Annotated in this window: 13 protein-coding genes and 1 tRNA gene; 12 read left to right on the plus strand and 2 right to left on the minus strand. The window is 67.5% G+C overall.

Translation table 11 applies throughout. The features are described from left to right. Positions 1 to 1,031, plus strand: a 1,031-nt coding sequence (locus EHS43_RS16000) for a UDP-N-acetylmuramate dehydrogenase (RefSeq protein ID WP_125191442.1), incomplete at its 5' end; no start/stop codon positions are given. A gap of 15 nt (positions 1,032 to 1,046) precedes the next feature. Here the strand turns inward: EHS43_RS16000 and EHS43_RS16005 are convergent. Together EHS43_RS16005 and EHS43_RS16010 are read right to left on the minus strand one after the other, a co-directional pair. Beyond that, complete coding sequence (locus tag EHS43_RS16005) at positions 1,047 to 2,087, minus strand: adenosine deaminase (protein WP_125191443.1); 1,041 nt, start codon at positions 2,085 to 2,087, stop codon at positions 1,047 to 1,049. A 113-nt stretch (positions 2,088 to 2,200) separates the two neighbouring features. Continuing rightward, positions 2,201 to 3,427, minus strand: coding sequence for a pyridoxal phosphate-dependent aminotransferase (locus tag EHS43_RS16010; protein ID WP_185806270.1), 1,227 nt, complete (start codon positions 3,425 to 3,427; stop codon positions 2,201 to 2,203). 248 nt (positions 3,428 to 3,675) lie between these two features. On the opposite strand from EHS43_RS16010, the gene EHS43_RS16015 reads away from it, so the two are divergent. The 11 genes from EHS43_RS16015 to EHS43_RS16070 all read left to right on the plus strand — a co-directional run bounded on the left by EHS43_RS16015 (position 3,676) and on the right by EHS43_RS16070 (position 17,751). Then, positions 3,676 to 3,748, plus strand: a tRNA-Trp gene (locus EHS43_RS16015). A gap of 108 nt (positions 3,749 to 3,856) precedes the next feature. Next, the gene (secE, locus tag EHS43_RS16020; RefSeq protein ID WP_031040169.1) at positions 3,857 to 4,144 is read left to right on the plus strand and encodes a preprotein translocase subunit SecE; all 288 of its coding nucleotides are present in this window, start codon (positions 3,857 to 3,859) and stop codon (positions 4,142 to 4,144) included. 80 nt (positions 4,145 to 4,224) lie between these two features. Continuing rightward, positions 4,225 to 5,079 (plus strand): transcription termination/antitermination protein NusG, encoded by an 855-nt coding sequence (gene nusG, locus EHS43_RS16025; protein ID WP_125191445.1) that lies wholly within the window; start codon positions 4,225 to 4,227, stop codon positions 5,077 to 5,079. A 167-nt stretch (positions 5,080 to 5,246) separates the two neighbouring features. Further along, positions 5,247 to 5,681: a 50S ribosomal protein L11 gene (gene rplK / locus EHS43_RS16030; RefSeq protein ID WP_053846805.1), complete on the plus strand. Its 435-nt coding sequence runs from the start codon at positions 5,247 to 5,249 to the stop codon at positions 5,679 to 5,681. A gap of 85 nt (positions 5,682 to 5,766) precedes the next feature. Further along, complete coding sequence (gene rplA, locus EHS43_RS16035) at positions 5,767 to 6,492, plus strand: 50S ribosomal protein L1 (RefSeq protein ID WP_007384045.1); 726 nt, start codon at positions 5,767 to 5,769, stop codon at positions 6,490 to 6,492. Between the two features lie 113 nt (positions 6,493 to 6,605). Beyond that, entirely contained in the window at positions 6,606 to 7,448 is an 843-nt protein-coding gene (locus EHS43_RS16040; protein ID WP_125191446.1) for a hypothetical protein, read from the plus strand. A gap of 90 nt (positions 7,449 to 7,538) precedes the next feature. Next, positions 7,539 to 8,390, plus strand: a complete 852-nt coding sequence (locus EHS43_RS16045; RefSeq protein ID WP_125191447.1) for an LppX_LprAFG lipoprotein — start codon at positions 7,539 to 7,541, stop codon at positions 8,388 to 8,390. Positions 8,391 to 8,676: 286 nt separating this feature from the next. After that, positions 8,677 to 9,207, plus strand: a complete 531-nt coding sequence (rplJ, locus tag EHS43_RS16050; RefSeq protein WP_007384048.1) for a 50S ribosomal protein L10 — start codon at positions 8,677 to 8,679, stop codon at positions 9,205 to 9,207. 115 nt (positions 9,208 to 9,322) lie between these two features. After that, on the plus strand, positions 9,323 to 9,706 hold the full coding sequence (gene rplL / locus EHS43_RS16055; RefSeq protein ID WP_030039747.1) for a 50S ribosomal protein L7/L12: 384 nt from the start codon (positions 9,323 to 9,325) through the stop codon (positions 9,704 to 9,706). 559 nt (positions 9,707 to 10,265) lie between these two features. Further along, on the plus strand, positions 10,266 to 13,751 hold the full coding sequence (gene rpoB, locus EHS43_RS16065) for a DNA-directed RNA polymerase subunit beta (RefSeq protein WP_125191448.1): 3,486 nt from the start codon (positions 10,266 to 10,268) through the stop codon (positions 13,749 to 13,751). 100 nt (positions 13,752 to 13,851) lie between these two features. Next, positions 13,852 to 17,751 carry a DNA-directed RNA polymerase subunit beta' gene (locus tag EHS43_RS16070; protein WP_125191449.1) on the plus strand — a complete coding sequence of 1,300 codons (3,900 nt, stop codon included), beginning with the start codon at positions 13,852 to 13,854 and terminating at the stop codon, positions 17,749 to 17,751. Positions 17,752 to 18,138: the final 387 nt, after the last annotated feature.

The raw sequence follows: 18,138 nt of genomic DNA on the forward strand, positions 1-18,138 counted from the left end.
TCGCCCCCCTGACCACCTTCCGGCTCGGCGGCCCCGCCACCCGGCTCGTCACCGCGACGACCGACGCCGAGGTGATCGAGGTCGTCCGCGAGGCCGACGCCACCGGCACGCCTCTCCTCGTCATCGGCGGCGGGTCCAACCTCGTCATCGGCGACAAGGGCTTCGACGGCACCGCACTCGTCATCGCCACCAAGGGCTACGAACTCACCGGCACCCACCTCACGCTCGCCGCCGGCGAACTGTGGACCGACGCCGTCGCACGCACCGTGGACGCCGGTCTCGCCGGGATCGAGTGCCTCGCCGGCATCCCCGGATCCGCGGGCGCGACCCCCATCCAGAACGTCGGCGCCTACGGCCAGGAGGTGTCCTCCACCATCACCGAGGTCATCGCCTACGACCGCCGCACCGGCGAGACCGTCACCCTCACCAACGACGACTGCGCCTTCTCCTACCGCCACAGCCGCTTCAAGGCGGACCCCGCCCGCTACGTCGTCCTGCGCGTCCACTTCGAGCTGGAGGACGCCGACGGCCGCTCCGCGCCGATCAAGTACGCCGAGACCGCCCGCACCCTCGGCGTCGAGCCCGGCGACCGCGTCCCCCTCACCGACGCCCGCGCGACCGTCCTGCGGCTGCGCGCGGGCAAGGGCATGGTCCTGGACCCGGACGACCACGACACCTGGTCGGCGGGCTCCTTCTTCACCAACCCCATCCTCACAGCCGAACAGTTCACGCAGTTCCACGCGCGCGTGAAGCACCACCTCGGCGAGGCCACCGAACCCCCGGCGTACCCCGCGGGCGACGGCCGCACCAAGACCTCCGCGGCCTGGCTCATCGACAAGGCCGGGTTCACCAAGGGCTACGGCACCGGCCCCGCCCGCATCTCCACCAAGCACACCCTCGCCCTCACCAACCGGGGCGACGCCACCACCGAGGACCTCCTCGACCTGGCCCGGGAGGTCGTGGCGGGCGTACGCGACACCTTCGGCATCACGCTGGTCAACGAGCCGGTGACGGTGGGCGTCAGCCTGTAGCCGACCAGGCCCGGTTCAGTCGACCGGCTGGTTCAGCCAGTCGTCCACCCCGGACAGCAGCTTCGCCTTGACGTCCTCCGAGGCCGCCGAGGCCCGTACCGACTGCCGGGCCAGCTCCGCCAGTTCCGCGTCCGAGAAGTCGTGGTACCGCCGCGCGATCTCGTACTGCGCGGCCAGCCGGGACCCGAACAGCAGCGGGTCGTCGGCGCCCAGCGCCATCGGCACACCGGCCTCGAAGAGCCGCCGCAGCGGCACGTCCTCGTGCTTCTCGTAGACCCCGAGGGCCACGTTCGACGCCGGGCACACCTCGCACGTCACCTGCCGGTCCGCCAGCCGCTTCAGCAGCCGGGGGTCGTCGGCCGCGCGCACCCCGTGACCGATGCGGTGCGCGTCCAGGTCGTCGAGGCAGTCCCGTACCGACGACGGACCTGCCAGCTCGCCGCCGTGCGGCGCCGACAGCAGTCCGCCCTCGCGCGCGATGTGGAAGGCCCGGTCGAAGTCCCGTGCCATGCCCCGGCGTTCGTCGTTGGAGAGCCCGAAGCCCACCACGCCCTTGTCCGCGTACCGCACCGCGAGCCGGGCCAGGGTGCGCGCGTCCAGGGGGTGCTTCATCCGGTTCGCGGCGACCAGCACCCGCATCCCGAGCCCGGTCTCCCGCGAGGTCGTCTCCACCGCGTCCAGGATGATCTCCAGCGCCGGGATCAGCCCGCCGAGCCGGGGCGCGTACGACGTCGGGTCGACCTGGATCTCCAGCCACCCCGAACCGTCGCGGACGTCCTCCTCCGCGGCCTCCCGCACCAGCCGCCGGATGTCCTCGGGCTCCCTCAGACACGAGCGCGCCGCGTCGTACAGCCGCTGGAACCGGAACCAGCCCCGCTCGTCCGTCGCCCGCAGCCTCGGCGGTTCTCCGCTGGTCAGTGCGTCGACCAGCGCCTCGGGCAGTCGTACGCCGTACTTGTCGGCCAGTTCCAGAACCGTCCCCGGGCGCATCGAGCCGGTGAAGTGCAGATGCAGGTGGGCTTTCGGCAGCTCAGAGACATCACGTACACGCTCCATTCCAGGATCCTGCCGTACGTGACGGGCGTCCCGGTACCACTTTCCCCTTTAGTGGTCTTGCTCGCACAAAAAAGCACCCCCTCACAGGAGGGGGTGCTTCCGGTACGGCGACCTCAGTCGCGCGCCTCCGCCAGCAGCTTCTGGATGCGGCTGACGCCCTCGACGAGGTCCTCGTCACCCAGGGCGTACGACAGCCGCAGATAGCCCGGCGTGCCGAAGGCCTCGCCCGGGACGACCGCGACCTCGGCCTCCTCCAGGATCAGCGCGGCCAGCTCGACGGTGTCCTGCGGACGCTTGCCGCGGATCTCCTTGCCCAGCAGGGCCTTGACCGACGGGTAGGCGTAGAAGGCGCCCTCGGGCTCCGGGCAGAGCACGCCGTCGATCTCGTTGAGCATGCGGACGATCGTCCTGCGGCGCCGGTCGAAGGCGGTGCGCATCTCGGCCACCGCGTCGAGGTTGCCGGAGACCGCGGCGAGGGCCGCGACCTGGGCGACGTTCGACACGTTGGACGTGGCGTGCGACTGGAGGTTGGTCGCGGCCTTGACGACGTCCTTCGGGCCGATGATCCAGCCGACCCGCCAGCCCGTCATGGCGTACGTCTTCGCGACACCGTTGACCACGACGCACTTGTCGCGCAGCTCGGGCAGGAGCGCGGGCAGCGAGGTGAACTCGGCGTCGCCGTAGACGAGGTGCTCGTAGATCTCGTCGGTCAGCACCCACAGGCCGTGCTCGACGGCCCAGCGGCCGATCGCCTCGGCGTCGGCCTGGCTGTAGACGGCGCCGGTCGGGTTGGAGGGGGAGACGAACAGGACGACCTTGGTCCGCTCGGTGCGGGCCGCCTCCAGCTGCTCGACGGAGACCCGGTAGCCGGTCGTCTCGTCGGCGACGACCTCCACCGGGACACCGCCGGCCAGCCGGATCGACTCCGGGTAGGTGGTCCAGTACGGCGCCGGGACGATGACCTCGTCGCCCGGGTCGAGGATCGCGGCGAAGGCCTCGTAGATGGCCTGCTTGCCGCCGTTCGTCACCAGGATCTGGGACGGGTCGACCTCGTAGCCGGAGTCGCGCAGCGTCTTGGCGGCGATCGCGGCCTTCAGCTCGGGGAGGCCGCCGGCCGGCGTGTAGCGGTGGTACTTCGGGTTCGAGCAGGCCTCGATCGCGGCCTGGACGATGTAGTCCGGGGTCGGGAAGTCCGGTTCACCGGCGCCGAAGCCGATCACCGGCCGCCCCGCGGCCTTGAGGGCCTTGGCCTTGGCGTCCACGGCGAGGGTGGCGGACTCGGAGATCGCGCCGACTCGGGCGGAGACCCGGCGCTCGGTGGGAGGGGTTGCAGCGCTCATGGGGCCCATCGTTCCAGACCGGAAACTTCCCCGGCACACTGGTTTCACAGACTGAACAAGAGCTGAACAACCGTCCGGATTCGCCCCGCACGCTGGGCGATCTTCCGTCCCCAATGCCCCTACGGGCGCTTTCTGTTCGACGAGGGGCCGTGGACCACGTACACTCTCACCTCGTTGGCCTTCAGCAGCCGCCCCTCCAGGTGCACACCGAGCACCCGGTCGGATGCGGTACGTTGGGGGGCACACAAAGGGTCGTAGCTCAATTGGTAGAGCACCGGTCTCCAAAACCGGCGGTTGGGGGTTCAAGTCCCTCCGGCCCTGCTACACACACCTTCGCCAGGATGTGTGCGCATGTACGTACAGCAATGCACCGCCGTGCGGCTCCAACCGGGCGCGGCACGGCCACGACCCGGGAACAGGTGAGGACGAATGGCGGATGCCGTGGGCTCCATCGACACGCCTGGCGCCCAGGACGAAGTGCCGGAGTCCAAGAAGAAGGCCCGCAAGGGCGGCAAGCGTGCCAAGAAGGGCCCGCTGAAGCGTCTCGCGATCTTCTACCGGCAGATCGTCGCAGAACTCCGCAAGGTCGTCTGGCCGTCGCGGAACCAGCTGACGACGTACACGACCGTGGTGATCGTCTTCGTCCTCGTCATGATCGGTCTGGTGACCGTGATTGACTATGGACTCAACCACGCCGCCAAGTACGTATTCGGCTGAGCACAGAGCGAAGGGCGCCGAGGTTACCGGCGCCCCTTTTCGCATGTTCCACCCCTTGTATCCAGGAAGAAGCAGCCACCGTGTCTGACCAGAACCTGAACGACGCCATCGAGCCCGACGAGTCTGTCGACGACGAGCTCGACATCGTCGAGGGCGCGGACGAGGACCTGGACGAGGTCGAGGCTGCCGACGCCGAGGCCGGCGAGCCCGCCGAGGAATCCGCCCTCCACGTCGAGGACGAGTCCGGCGGCGACGTCGAGGCCGTCGAGGACGAGGAAGAGGACGAGGCGGAAGCCGAGGAGGAGCCGGCCGAGCCGGTCGACCCCGTCGCCGCCCTGCGCGAGGAACTGCGGACGCTGCCCGGCGAGTGGTACGTCATCCACACCTACGCCGGTTACGAGAACCGCGTGAAGACCAACCTCGAGCAGCGTGCCGTCTCGCTGAACGTCGAGGACTACATCTTCCAGGCCGAGGTGCCGCAGGAAGAGGTCGTCCAGATCAAGAACGGCGACCGCAAGACGATCCGCCAGAACAAGCTCCCCGGCTACGTTCTCGTCCGCATGGACCTGACGAACGAGTCCTGGGGCGTCGTCCGCAACACCCCCGGCGTCACCGGCTTCGTGGGCAACGCCTACGACCCGTACCCGCTGACCCTGGACGAGATCGTCAAGATGCTCGCCCCGGAGGCCGAGGAGAAGGCCGCCCGCGAGGCCGCCGAGGCCGAGGGCAAGCCGGCTCCGGCCCGCAAGGTCGAGGTCCAGGTCCTGGACTTCGAGGTCGGCGACTCGGTCACCGTCACGGACGGCCCCTTCGCCACCCTCCAGGCGACCATCAACGAGATCAACGCCGACTCGAAGAAGGTCAAGGGCCTCGTCGAGATCTTCGGCCGCGAGACCCCGGTCGAGCTGAGCTTCGACCAGATCCAGAAGAACTGACTTTCTTCCGGACAGAGCTTCCGACCAGGTCAGGCGGGCTGTCACAGCTCGTCTGACCTGCTCGGTTTTTGGCCGCGCATCTATACCCGTTATCGTTGTGCGGTATGCCTGCGTTCGGGTGGTCCCCGCGCGCAGGCAGGACCCGAATCGAAAGGACCCGGAGAGCTATGCCTCCCAAGAAGAAGAAGGTCACGGGGCTCATCAAGCTCCAGATCCAGGCCGGTGCCGCCAACCCGGCTCCGCCGGTCGGCCCCGCGCTGGGTCAGCACGGCGTCAACATCATGGAGTTCTGCAAGGCCTACAACGCGGCCACCGAGTCGCAGCGTGGCTGGGTGATCCCGGTGGAGATCACGGTCTACGAGGACCGCTCCTTCACCTTCATCACCAAGACCCCGCCGGCCGCGAAGATGATCCTCAAGGCCGCGGGCGTGGAGAAGGGCTCCGGCGAGCCGCACAAGACCAAGGTCGCCAAGATCACCGAGGCGCAGGTCCGCGAGATCGCCACCACCAAGATGCCCGACCTCAACGCCAACGACCTGGACGCCGCCGCGAAGATCATCGCCGGCACCGCGCGTTCCATGGGCGTCACGGTCGAGGGCTGAGCCCCAACCCCCCGTACATCAAGCAGAAGTGGCAGGGCCTGCTCGGCCCGTACCACGACTCCTTTCAGAACACACAGGAGCAGTTGTGAGCAAGCGCAGCAAGGCCCTTCGCGCTGCGGACGAGAAGATCGACCGGGAGAAGCTGTACGCCCCGCTCGAGGCCGTCCGTCTCGCCAAGGAGACCTCCACGTCGAAGTTCGACGGCACCGTCGAGGTCGCCTTCCGTCTGGGTGTCGACCCGCGCAAGGCGGACCAGATGGTCCGTGGCACCGTGAACCTCCCGCACGGCACCGGTAAGACCGCCCGGGTCCTGGTCTTCGCGACCGGTGACCGTGCCGAGGCCGCTCGTGCCGCGGGCGCCGACATCGTCGGCGCCGACGAGCTCATCGACGAGGTGTCGAAGGGCCGTCTGGACTTCGACGCCGTCGTCGCCACCCCGGACCTCATGGGCAAGGTCGGCCGCCTCGGCCGCGTGCTCGGTCCCCGTGGTCTCATGCCGAACCCCAAGACCGGCACCGTCACCCCCGATGTCACCAAGGCTGTCAACGACATCAAGGGCGGCAAGATCGAGTTCCGCGTCGACAAGCACTCGAACCTGCACTTCATCATCGGCAAGACGTCGTTCGACGACACCAAGCTGGTGGAGAACTACGGCGCGGCGCTGGAGGAGATCCTCCGTCTGAAGCCGTCCGCCGCCAAGGGTCGCTACATCAAGAAGGCCGCCATCAGCACCACGATGGGCCCCGGCATTCCGCTGGACTCCAACCGCACCCGCAACCTCCTCGTCGAGGAGGACCCGGCCGCGGTCTGAGACACCGGCAGGTTCACGGGCCCCGCACCTTTCCCGGTGCGGGGCCCGTTCCCATGTGCGGGGACTGTGCTCTGAGTTAGCGTGCGAGCAGGGCACTTGTACCAGGGGGACGCATGAAGAGGACGACCGTCCGGCTCACGACGGCCGCCGCACTGGCGGGACTCGCCGCCTGCACGTCCTCCGTCCCCGCCGAGCGGCCGGCCAAGGAGGCGCCCACGGCCTCGGCGCCCGCCTCCCTCCCGGCCTTGCGCGTCGCGGAGCGTGCCACCGAGCGGGCCCGCAGCGCCCGGGTGAGCTCCACCACCGTGATGGGCACACAGCTCTCCCTGACCGCCGACGGCGTCCTCGCCTGGAACGACGGCCTCTCCGGCTCGCTCACCATCACGTACACCGGCGGCACCACCGCCGAGACGATGCGCGGCCTCGGCGTCACCTCCATGCAGGCCCGCTACCTCTCCGACGCCTACTACGCGCGCATGGGCGACACCTTCGCCGCGAGGACCGGCGGCAAGCACTGGCTCAGGTACGCCTACGACGACCTCAAGGCCCTCGGCGGGGGCGCCGAGCTCGCCGACCAGATGCGCTCCACCACCCCCGGCCAGTCGGTGCGGCTGCTGCTGGACTCCGACGACGTGCGCACGCTCGGCCGGGAGACCGTGCACGGCCGCGGCACCACGCACTACGCCGGCACCGTGGACGTCGGGGACGTCACCGACGCCGAACTGCGCGAGCGCCTCCAGGAGGCCGACGTCACCGCCGAGACCGTCGACATCTGGATCAACGACCAGGACCTGCTGGTCAAGAAGGTCGAGAGGACCAGCACGGCGAACGGCACGGTGACCCAGACCGCCCACTACGGCGACTACGGCGTCAAGGTCGCCGTACGCGAGCCGCCGGCCGCCGACACCGAGGACTTCGGGAACCTCCTGTCACAGTCGGGCACCAACCCCACCTGATCCGCACGGAATTCACGGATCCCTCGCGCCCCGCTCGGTTAAGCTCGCGGTCTTGCTGTGAATCGACCATGTGTTCCTTGGGGGGAATCAATGGCTACTTCCGTACGACGTTCCACGCACCGCCGGGCCCTCGGCGCCGGTCTCGCCGCCGTGGCCCTCGCCGCAGGTGCGGTCAGCTGTTCCAAGGGCGGCGAGGAGTCGCCGAAGATGACGCCCGCGGCGGCGGTCGCCAAGGCGGCGAAGAACACGGAGGACATCACCTCCTTCCACTACCGCATGAAGGGCGAGATGCCCGGCCAGGGGCAGGTCAACGCCGAGGCCGCCATGCGCACCAAGCCCGACATCGCGATGAGCATGAAGATGACCGCGGCCGGACAGGGCTCCGCGGAGATCCGGCTCGTCGACAAGGCCATGTACATCGGCGGCAACGCCGACATGGCCAAGGAGATGGACGGCAAGAAGTGGATGAAGTTCGACCTGTCCTCGCTCGGCAAGGACGGCGACCTCGGCGCGGCCGCGTCCGGCGCCGGCCAGGCCGACCAGAACCCGGCCTCCATGTCCTCCTTCCTCAGCGGGGCCAAGGACGTGAAGAAGGTCGGCACCGAGACCGTCGACGGGGTCGAGACCACGCACTACTCGGGCGACGTCACGCTGGCCGAGCTGAAGGCCTCCTTCAAGGACGCCGACAAGAAGGTCCGTGAGCAGCGCGAGAAAAGCACCGAGCAGCTCGAGAAGCTGGGCCTCGACAAGTTCACGATGGACATGTGGGTCGACGACGAGGACCACGCCAAGCAGTTCCGCATGCAGGGCGACGCCGACAAGGGCAAGTTCGACATGACCTTCACCTTCCTCGACTACAACAAGCCGGTGACCGTCACGGCGCCGCCCGCGGGCGAGACCGCCGACCTGGCCGAGATGATGAAGGAGCTCCAGAACAGCTGAGCGGCACAGGACCGGATTTGCTTGACAGGGATCCGGTCACGTACGCTCCTGCAGAAGCCAAAGACCGCTGGTCGTTGCCGCGTCCTCGCAAGAGGGGGCGGTGGCCGAAGGATCCGCTGAAGACTGCGGACGACCCGCGCAGGTGACTGTGGATGTGTTCCCAGAACCACGTGCATTGCGTATGTGATTCCGGTTGAGCTACGCCCCGTGCGCCTGCGCCGGGGCGTTTCGTTTTGTGCAGCCCCTTCTGAGCGGTCCTCATCACCCGGAAGGAGGCCGACGCTCTATGGCAAGGCCCGACAAGGCTGCCGCGGTAGCCGAGCTGACGGAGCAGTTCCGCAGCTCGAACGCCGCCGTGCTGACCGAGTACCGGGGTCTCACCGTGGCGCAGCTCAAGACGCTGCGTCGTTCGCTCGGTGAAGACGCCCAGTACGCCGTGGTGAAGAACACGCTGACCAAGATCGCGGCCAACGAGGCCGGGATCTCGACGCTCGACGACCTGTTCAACGGTCCGACGGCGGTTGCCTTCATCACCGGTGACCCGGTGACGTCGGCGAAGGGTCTTCGTGACTTCGCCAAGGACAACCCGAACCTCGTCATCAAGGGCGGTGTCCTTGACGGCAAGGCGCTGTCCGCCGATGAGATCAAGAAGCTCGCGGACCTCGAGTCCCGCGAGGTTCTGCTCGCCAAGCTGGCGGGCGCCTTCAAGGGCAAGCAGACTCAGGCTGCTCAGGTCTTCCAGGCGCTCCCGTCGAAGCTCGTCCGCACCGTGGACGCGCTGCGCGCCAAGCAGGACGAGCAGGGCGGTGCCGAGTAACTCGGCTCGCGCATTGATCCGTGCCGCCTGAGGCGCGGGTCGTAGCGGGCCGTAAGTACGCCCGCCGTATCGATACATCCGGCACCTGCCGAAATTAGTGGAAGGATCGCCCATCATGGCGAAGCTCAGCCAGGAAGACCTGCTCGCGCAGTTCGAGGAGATGACCCTCATCGAGCTCTCCGAATTCGTGAAGGCCTTCGAGGAGAAGTTCGACGTCACCGCCGCCGCGGCCGTCGCCGTCGCGGGCCCGGCCCAGGGTGGCCCCGCCGCCCCGGTCGAGGAGGAGAAGGACGAGTTCGACGTCATCCTCACCGGTGCCGGCGACAAGAAGATCCAGGTCATCAAGGTCGTGCGTGAGCTGACCTCCCTGGGTCTCAAGGAGGCCAAGGACCTCGTGGACGGCGCCCCGAAGCCCGTTCTCGAGAAGGTCGCCAAGGACGCCGCCGAGAAGGCCGCCGAGTCCCTCAAGGGCGCCGGCGCCTCCGTCGAGGTCAAGTAACACCCCACAGGTCCCGCTGGGCCTGTAACGCGCAAGCACCGAAGAGCGATCATCCATCCGGGTGGTCGCTCTTCGGCGTTCCTGGAGGCGCGGTCACGGTTGCCTTGCGGCCTCGTGGGCGAGGGGTATGGTGATCTTCGTCGTGTCTCCCGGAACCCCTGGTTCCGGCAGGGGGGCCTTGACGAACCGCACGCAGCGCGCAATTCTCAGGACGCGTCGTCAGAACGGTCCGAATCCGAGGCATGGATCGGCGACGAAGAGGGCAGTATCAACGTGCGTTGAGGGCACCATGCCGAGGACGTTGAGGGCAGCGAGAGTTTTTGAAGACTGGGCAGAAAAGCAGGGCTGGACATCAGTGCGCCAAGTGGCTACACTGACCCTTTGCGCTGCCTGTTAGCTGTCCCCTGCCCGTCACCAGGGGTCTGCCCTCGCCTCAGCATCGATGACCGGACCATCTCTGACCTGGCCCTTCGGCCAAATCGGAGAGACCTGTCCTCTGTGCCGCGGAGGAGGGCCCGGGGAGCGCGTAGTGAGTCCGAGCCCTCGGAAGGACCCCCTCTTGGCCGCCTCGCGCACTGCCTCGACCGCGAATACGAACAACGGCGCCAGCACCGCCCCGCTGCGCATCTCTTTTGCAAAGATCAAGGAGCCTCTCGAGGTTCCCAACCTGCTCGCGCTGCAGACCGAGAGCTTTGACTGGCTGCTCGGGAACACCGCCTGGCAGAGTCGGGTCGAGGAGGCTCTGGAGTCCGGTCAGGACGTCCCCACCAAGTCCGGTCTGGAGGAGATCTTCGAGGAGATCTCCCCGATCGAGGACTTCTCCGGGTCGATGTCGCTGACGTTCCGCGACCACCGTTTCGAACCGCCGAAGAACAGCATCGACGAGTGCAAGGAGCGCGACTTCACGTACGCCGCCCCGCTCTTCGTGACGGCGGAGTTCACCAACAACGAGACCGGCGAGATCAAGTCCCAGACGGTCTTCATGGGCGACTTCCCGCTCATGACCAACAAGGGCACCTTCGTCATCAACGGCACCGAGCGTGTCGTGGTGTCGCAGCTGGTCCGCTCGCCGGGTGTCTACTTCGACTCCTCCATCGACAAGACGTCCGACAAGGACATCTTCTCGGCCAAGATCATCCCCTCCCGGGGTGCCTGGCTGGAGATGGAGATCGACAAGCGCGACATGGTCGGTGTCCGCATCGACCGCAAGCGCAAGCAGTCCGTCACCGTCCTCCTGAAGGCTCTCGGCTGGACCACCGAGCAGATCCTCGAGGAGTTCGGCGAGTACGAGTCGATGCGCGCCACCCTGGAGAAGGACCACACCCAGGGCCAGGACGACGCGCTGCTCGACATCTACCGCAAGCTGCGTCCGGGCGAGCCGCCCACGCGTGAGGCCGCCCAGACCCTTCTGGAGAACCTCTACTTCAACCCCAAGCGTTACGACCTCGCCAAGGTCGGCCGCTACAAGGTCAACAAGAAGCTGGGTGCGGACGCTCCGCTGGACGCGGGCATCCTGACCGTCGAGGACATCATCTCGACGATCAAGTACCTGGTGAAGCTGCACGCGGGCGAGACCGAGACCACCGGTGACAGCGGCACGTCGATCGTCGTCGAGACCGACGACATCGACCACTTCGGCAACCGTCGTCTGCGCAGCGTCGGCGAGCTCATCCAGAACCAGGTCCGCACGGGTCTGGCTCGTATGGAGCGCGTCGTCCGTGAGCGCATGACGACCCAGGACGTCGAGGCGATCACGCCGCAGACCCTGATCAACATCCGGCCGGTCGTCGCCTCCATCAAGGAGTTCTTCGGCACCAGCCAGCTGTCGCAGTTCATGGACCAGAACAACCCGCTGTCGGGTCTCACCCACAAGCGCCGTCTGTCGGCTCTTGGCCCGGGTGGTCTCTCCCGTGAGCGGGCCGGCTTCGAGGTCCGTGACGTGCACCCCTCGCACTACGGCCGCATGTGCCCGATCGAGACGCCGGAAGGCCCGAACATCGGTCTGATCGGTTCGCTCGCCTCCTACGGCCGCGTCAACGCGTTCGGTTTCGTGGAGACGCCGTACCGCAAGGTCACCGGCGGTGTGGTCACCGACGAGGTCGACTACCTGACGGCCGACGAGGAGGACCGCTTCGTCATCGCGCAGGCCAACGCCACGCTCAACGACGACATGCGGTTCGAGGAGGCCCGGGTCCTGGTCCGCCGTCGTGGCGGCGAGGTCGACTACGTCCCCGGTGACGACGTCGACTACATGGACGTCTCGCCGCGCCAGATGGTGTCGGTCGCGACCGCCATGATCCCCTTCCTGGAGCACGACGACGCCAACCGTGCCCTCATGGGCGCGAACATGATGCGTCAGGCCGTGCCGCTCATCAAGAGCGAGTCCCCGCTCGTCGGCACCGGCATGGAGTACCGCTCCGCCGTCGACGCCGGCGACGTGGTCAAGGCCGAGAAGGCCGGTGTGGTCCAGGAGGTCTCCGCGGACTACATCACCACCGCCAACGACGACGGCACGTACATCACGTACCGCCTGGCCAAGTTCGCCCGCTCCAACCAGGGCACCTCGGTCAACCAGAAGGTCATCGTCAACGAGGGCGACCGGATCATCGAGGGCCAGGTCCTGGCCGACGGTCCGGCCACCCAGAACGGCGAGATGGCGCTGGGCAAGAACCTGCTCGTGGCGTTCATGCCGTGGGAGGGCCACAACTACGAGGACGCGATCATCCTGTCGCAGCGCCTCGTGCAGGACGACGTCCTCTCCTCGATCCACATCGAGGAGCACGAGGTCGACGCCCGTGACACCAAGCTCGGCCCCGAGGAGATCACCCGGGACATCCCGAACGTCTCCGAGGAGGTCCTCGCGGACCTCGACGAGCGCGGCATCATCCGTATCGGTGCCGAGGTCGTCGCCGGCGACATCCTCGTCGGCAAGGTCACGCCCAAGGGTGAGACCGAGCTGACCCCGGAGGAGCGCCTGCTCCGTGCGATCTTCGGTGAGAAGGCCCGTGAGGTCCGTGACACCTCGCTGAAGGTGCCGCACGGCGAGATCGGCAAGGTCATCGGCGTCCGCGTCTTCGACCGTGAAGAGGGCGACGAGCTGCCGCCGGGCGTGAACCAGCTGGTTCGTGTCTACGTGGCGCAGAAGCGCAAGATCACGGACGGTGACAAGCTCGCCGGCCGGCACGGCAACAAGGGTGTTATCTCGAAGATCCTTCCGATCGAGGACATGCCGTTCCTCGAGGACGGAACTCCGGTCGACATCATCCTCAACCCGCTCGGTGTGCCGTCCCGAATGAACCCGGGACAGGTCCTGGAGATCCACCTCGGCTGGCTCGCCAGCCGCGGCTGGGACGTCTCCGGCCTCGCCGAGGACTGGGCGCAGCGCCTCCAGGTGATCGGTGCCGACTCCGTCGCGCCCGGCACCAACGTCGCCACCCCGGTCTTCGACGGTGCCCGCGAGGACGAGCTGGCGGGTCTCCTCCAGCACACCATCCCGAACCGCGACGGCGAGCGCATGGTGCAGCCGACCGGTAAGGCGAGGCTGTTCGACGGCCGCTCCGGTGAGCCGTTCCCGGACCCGATCTCGATCGGGTACATGTACATCCTCAAGCTGCACCACCTGGTCGACGACAAGCTGCACGCCCGCTCGACCGGTCCGTACTCGATGATCACCCAGCAGCCGCTGGGTGGTAAGGCCCAGTTCGGTGGCCAGCGCTTCGGTGAGATGGAGGTGTGGGCGCTGGAGGCATACGGCGCCGCGTACGCCCTCCAGGAACTGCTGACCATCAAGTCCGACGACGTCACCGGCCGCGTGAAGGTCTACGAGGCCATCGTCAAGGGCGAGAACATCCCCGAGCCCGGCATCCCCGAGTCCTTCAAGGTGCTCATCAAGGAGATGCAGTCTCTCTGCCTCAACGTGGAGGTGCTGTCCAGCGACGGTATGTCCATCGAAATGCGTGACACCGACGAGGACGTCTTCCGCGCGGCGGAGGAGCTCGGCATCGACCTGTCCCGGCGCGAGCCGAGCAGCGTCGAAGAGGTCTGACGGGAGTCCGGCCGGAGGACCTGGTGAGGAACCTCCGGCCGGCCCCAGGACCCCCGTATCAGACCCCAAGACTTACAACCCTGAGAGGGATTGACGCATAGTGCTCGACGTCAACTTCTTCGATGAGCTCCGGATCGGTCTGGCCACCGCTGACGACATCCGTCAGTGGAGCCACGGCGAGGTCAAGAAGCCCGAGACCATCAACTACCGCACCCTCAAGCCCGAGAAGGACGGACTCTTCTGCGAGAAGATCTTCGGTCCGACCCGGGACTGGGAGTGCTACTGCGGCAAGTACAAGCGTGTCCGCTTCAAGGGCATCATCTGTGAGCGCTGCGGCGTCGAGGTCACTCGCGCCAAGGTGCGCCGTGAGCGGATGGGCCACATCGAACTGGCCGCCCCTGTCACGCACATCTGGTACTTCAAGGGCGTCCCGTCGCGTCTGGGCTACCTGCTCGACCTGGCTCCCAAGGACCTCGAGAAGGTCATCTACTTCGCGGCGTACATGATCACGTACGTCGACGAGGAGCGCCGCACGCGTGACCTGCCCTCCCTGGAGGCGCACGTCTCCGTGGAGCGTCAGCAGGTCGAGAACCGTCGCGACGCCGACCTGGAGGCCCGCGCCAAGAAGCTGGAAAGCGACCTGGCCGAGCTGGAGGCCGAGGGCGCCAAGGCCGACGTGCGCCGCAAGGTGCGCGAGGGTGCCGAGCGTGAGATGAAGCAGCTGCGCGACCGTGCGCAGCGCGAGATCGACCGTCTCGACGAGGTGTGGACCCGCTTCAAGAACCTCAAGGTCCAGGACCTCGAAGGTGACGAGCTGCTCTACCGCGAGCTGCGGGACCGCTTCGGCACGTACTTCGACGGTTCGATGGGTGCCGCGGCGCTGCAGAAGCGCCTGGAGTCCTTCGACCTCGACGAGGAGGCCGAGCGCCTCCGCGAGATCATCCGTACCGGCAAGGGCCAGAAGAAGACCCGCGCCCTGAAGCGGCTGAAGGTCGTGTCTGCCTTCCTGCAGACCTCCAACAGCCCCAAGGGCATGGTCCTCGACTGCGTCCCGGTCATCCCGCCGGACCTTCGCCCGATGGTGCAGCTGGACGGTGGCCGCTTCGCGACCTCCGACCTGAACGACCTGTACCGCCGTGTGATCAACCGGAACAACCGCCTGAAGCGCCTTCTCGACCTCGGTGCGCCCGAGATCATCGTGAACAACGAGAAGCGCATGCTCCAGGAAGCCGTCGACGCCCTGTTCGACAACGGTCGTCGTGGCCGTCCGGTCACCGGTCCCGGTAACCGCCCGCTGAAGTCCCTCAGCGACATGCTGAAGGGCAAGCAGGGTCGATTCCGCCAGAACCTGCTCGGCAAGCGTGTGGACTACTCCGCGCGTTCCGTGATCGTCGTCGGTCCGCAGCTGAAGCTGCACCAGTGCGGTCTGCCGAAGGCGATGGCGCTGGAGCTGTTCAAGCCGTTCGTGATGAAGCGCCTGGTCGACCTGAACCACGCGCAGAACATCAAGTCGGCGAAGCGCATGGTGGAGCGCGGCCGTACGGTCGTGTACGACGTCCTCGAAGAGGTCATCGCCGAGCACCCGGTTCTGCTGAACCGTGCTCCCACCCTGCACCGCCTCGGCATCCAGGCCTTCGAGCCGCAGCTGGTCGAGGGCAAGGCCATCCAGATCCACCCGCTCGTCTGCACCGCGTTCAACGCGGACTTCGACGGTGACCAGATGGCCGTGCACCTGCCGCTGTCCGCGGAGGCGCAGGCCGAGGCCCGCATCCTGATGCTGTCCTCGAACAACATCCTCAAGCCCGCCGACGGCCGTCCGGTGACGATGCCGACCCAGGACATGGTCCTCGGTCTGTTCTTCCTCACCACCGACGGCGAGCTGCGTGACACCAAGGGCGAGGGCCGCGCGTTCGGCTCCACGGCCGAGGCGATCATGGCGTTCGACGCCGGCGAGCTGGCGCTCCAGTCGCAGATCGACATCCGCTTCCCGGTGGGCACCATCCCGCCGCGGGGCTGGACGCCGCCGGCGCAGGAGGAGGGCGAGCCGGAGTGGCAGCAGGGGGACACGTTCCGCCTGCGCACCACGCTGGGCCGCGCGCTCTTCAACGAGCTGCTGCCCGAGGACTACCCGTTCGTCGACTACTCGGTGGGCAAGAAGCAGCTCTCCGAGATCGTCAACGACCTGGCCGAGCGCTACCCCAAGGTCATCGTGGCGGCGACGCTCGACAACCTGAAGGCGGCCGGCTTCTACTGGGCGACCCGTTCCGGTGTCACCGTGGCCATCTCCGACGTCGTCGTTCCCGAGGCGAAGAAGGAGATCGTCAAGGGCTACGAGGCGCAGGACGAGAAGGTCCAGAAGCAGTACGAGCGCGGTCTGATCACCAAGGAAGAGCGCACGCAGGAGCTCATCGCGATCTGGACCAAGGCGACCAACGAGGTCGCCGAGGCGATGAACGCGAACTTCCCCAAGACGAACCCCATCTTCATGATGGTTGACTCGGGTGCCCGAGGAAACATGATGCAGATGCGGCAGATCGCCGGTATGCGTGGTCTGGTGTCGAACGCCAAGAACGAGACGATCCCGCGTCCCATCAAGGCGTCCTTCCGTGAGGGCCTGTCCGTGCTGGAGTACTTCATCTCCACGCACGGTGCCCGTAAGGGTCTGGCCGACACCGCCCTGCGTACCGCCGACTCGGGTTACCTGACCCGTCGTCTGGTGGACGTCTCGCAGGACGTCATCATCCGCGAGGAGGACTGCGGCACCGACCGTGGCCTCAAGCTCGCGATCGCCGAGCGCGGCGCCGACGGCGTCCTGCGCAAGGCGGACGACGTCGAGACCTCCGTGTACGCGCGCTGCCTCGCCGAGGACATCGTCGTCGACGGCAAGGTGCTGGCCCCGGCCGGTACCGACCTCGGTGACGTGCTCATCGACGAGCTGGTCAAGCACGGTGTCGAGACGGTCAAGACCCGCTCGGTCCTGACCTGCGAGTCCGCCGTCGGCACCTGCGCCATGTGCTACGGCCGCTCGCTGGCCACCGGCAAGCTGGTCGACATCGGTGAGGCGGTCGGCATCATCGCCGCCCAGTCCATCGGTGAGCCCGGTACCCAGCTGACGATGCGTACCTTCCACACCGGTGGTGTGGCCGGTGACGACATCACCCAGGGTCTGCCGCGTGTCGTCGAGCTCTTCGAGGCCCGTACCCCGAAGGGTGTCGCCCCGATCTCCGAGGCCCAGGGCCGCGTGCGGATCGAGGAGACCGAGAAGACCAAGAAGATCGTCATCACGCCGGACGACGGCAGCGACGAGACGGCGTTCCCGATCTCGAAGCGCGCCCGACTCCTGGTCAGCGAGGGCGAGCACGTCGAGGTGGGCCAGAAGCTCACCGTGGGTGCCACCAACCCGCACGACGTGCTGCGCATCCTGGGCCAGCGTGCCGTCCAGGTACACCTGGTCGGCGAGGTCCAGAAGGTCTACAACTCGCAGGGTGTGTCGATCCACGACAAGCACATCGAGATCATCATCCGGCAGATGCTGCGCCGCGTGACGATCATCGAGTCCGGCGACGCCGAGCTGCTGCCCGGCGAGCTGGTCGAGCGCTCGAAGTTCGAGACCGAGAACCGTCGTGTGGTCCAGGAGGGCGGTCACCCGGCCTCCGGTCGTCCGCAGCTGATGGGTATCACCAAGGCCTCGCTGGCGACGGAATCCTGGCTGTCGGCCGCCTCCTTCCAGGAGACGACCCGAGTCCTGACGGACGCGGCGATCAACGCCAAGTCCGACAGCCTCATCGGCCTCAAGGAGAACGTCATCATCGGTAAGCTCATCCCGGCCGGTACGGGTCTGTCCCGCTACCGCAACATCCGGGTCGAGCCGACCGAGGAGGCCAAGGCCGCGATGTACTCGGCCGTCGGCTACGACGACATCGACTACTCGCCGTTCGGCACCGGGTCCGGCCAGGCCGTTCCGCTGGAGGACTACGACTACGGGCCGTACAACCAGTAGGGCCTGCGTCTGAACGACTGAAGGGCGGTCACTCCCGTTTCGTACGGGGTGGCCGCCCTTCGGCGTTCCCACCGGGCCCGTCCCCACCGGGCCCGGGAAGGCCGTGGAGCGCGTCTGGCGCCCCCTCGGGCGGCGGTTCCGGCTCCGGCGGCCTCACGCCCGCTCTCCAGGACCTCTGAGCCGCTCGGGGGTTTCCTGTTGGAGATGCGGGAACCTGTCCCGGTATCGCAGCGTTGGAGCATCATGGAGGCATTCGACCGCCCAGGGGGTGCTCCTGTGTCGCAACCGTCGTGGCAACCGTGGCAGGGCAGGGACGAGTCGCCGTCGGAGCCGGGCAGTACCGGCCCGGCGGCGGGGTCCTGGTCCGGCGTGCCCGCCCCCGTCGCC

Origin of the sequence: Streptomyces sp. RP5T (assembly GCF_003933965.1) — a bacterium.
In the GTDB taxonomy this organism is placed as follows: Bacteria; Actinomycetota; Actinomycetes; order Streptomycetales; family Streptomycetaceae; genus Streptomyces.

Bases quoted from the DNA above. Each gene is read 5' to 3' on its own strand.
- EHS43_RS16005 (WP_125191443.1), bottom strand. From the start codon at position 2,087: ATGGAGCGTGTACGTGATGTCTCTGAGCTGCCGAAAGCCCACCTGCAT.
- EHS43_RS16010 (WP_185806270.1), bottom strand. From the start codon at position 3,427: ATGAGCGCTGCAACCCCTCCCACCGAGCGCCGGGTCTCCGCCCGAGTC.
- secE (WP_031040169.1), top strand. From the start codon at position 3,857: ATGGCGGATGCCGTGGGCTCCATCGACACGCCTGGCGCCCAGGACGAA.
- rplK (WP_053846805.1), top strand. From the start codon at position 5,247: ATGCCTCCCAAGAAGAAGAAGGTCACGGGGCTCATCAAGCTCCAGATC.
- EHS43_RS16040 (WP_125191446.1), top strand. From the start codon at position 6,606: ATGAAGAGGACGACCGTCCGGCTCACGACGGCCGCCGCACTGGCGGGA.
- EHS43_RS16045 (WP_125191447.1), top strand. From the start codon at position 7,539: ATGGCTACTTCCGTACGACGTTCCACGCACCGCCGGGCCCTCGGCGCC.
- rplJ (WP_007384048.1), top strand. From the start codon at position 8,677: ATGGCAAGGCCCGACAAGGCTGCCGCGGTAGCCGAGCTGACGGAGCAG.
- rplL (WP_030039747.1), top strand. From the start codon at position 9,323: ATGGCGAAGCTCAGCCAGGAAGACCTGCTCGCGCAGTTCGAGGAGATG.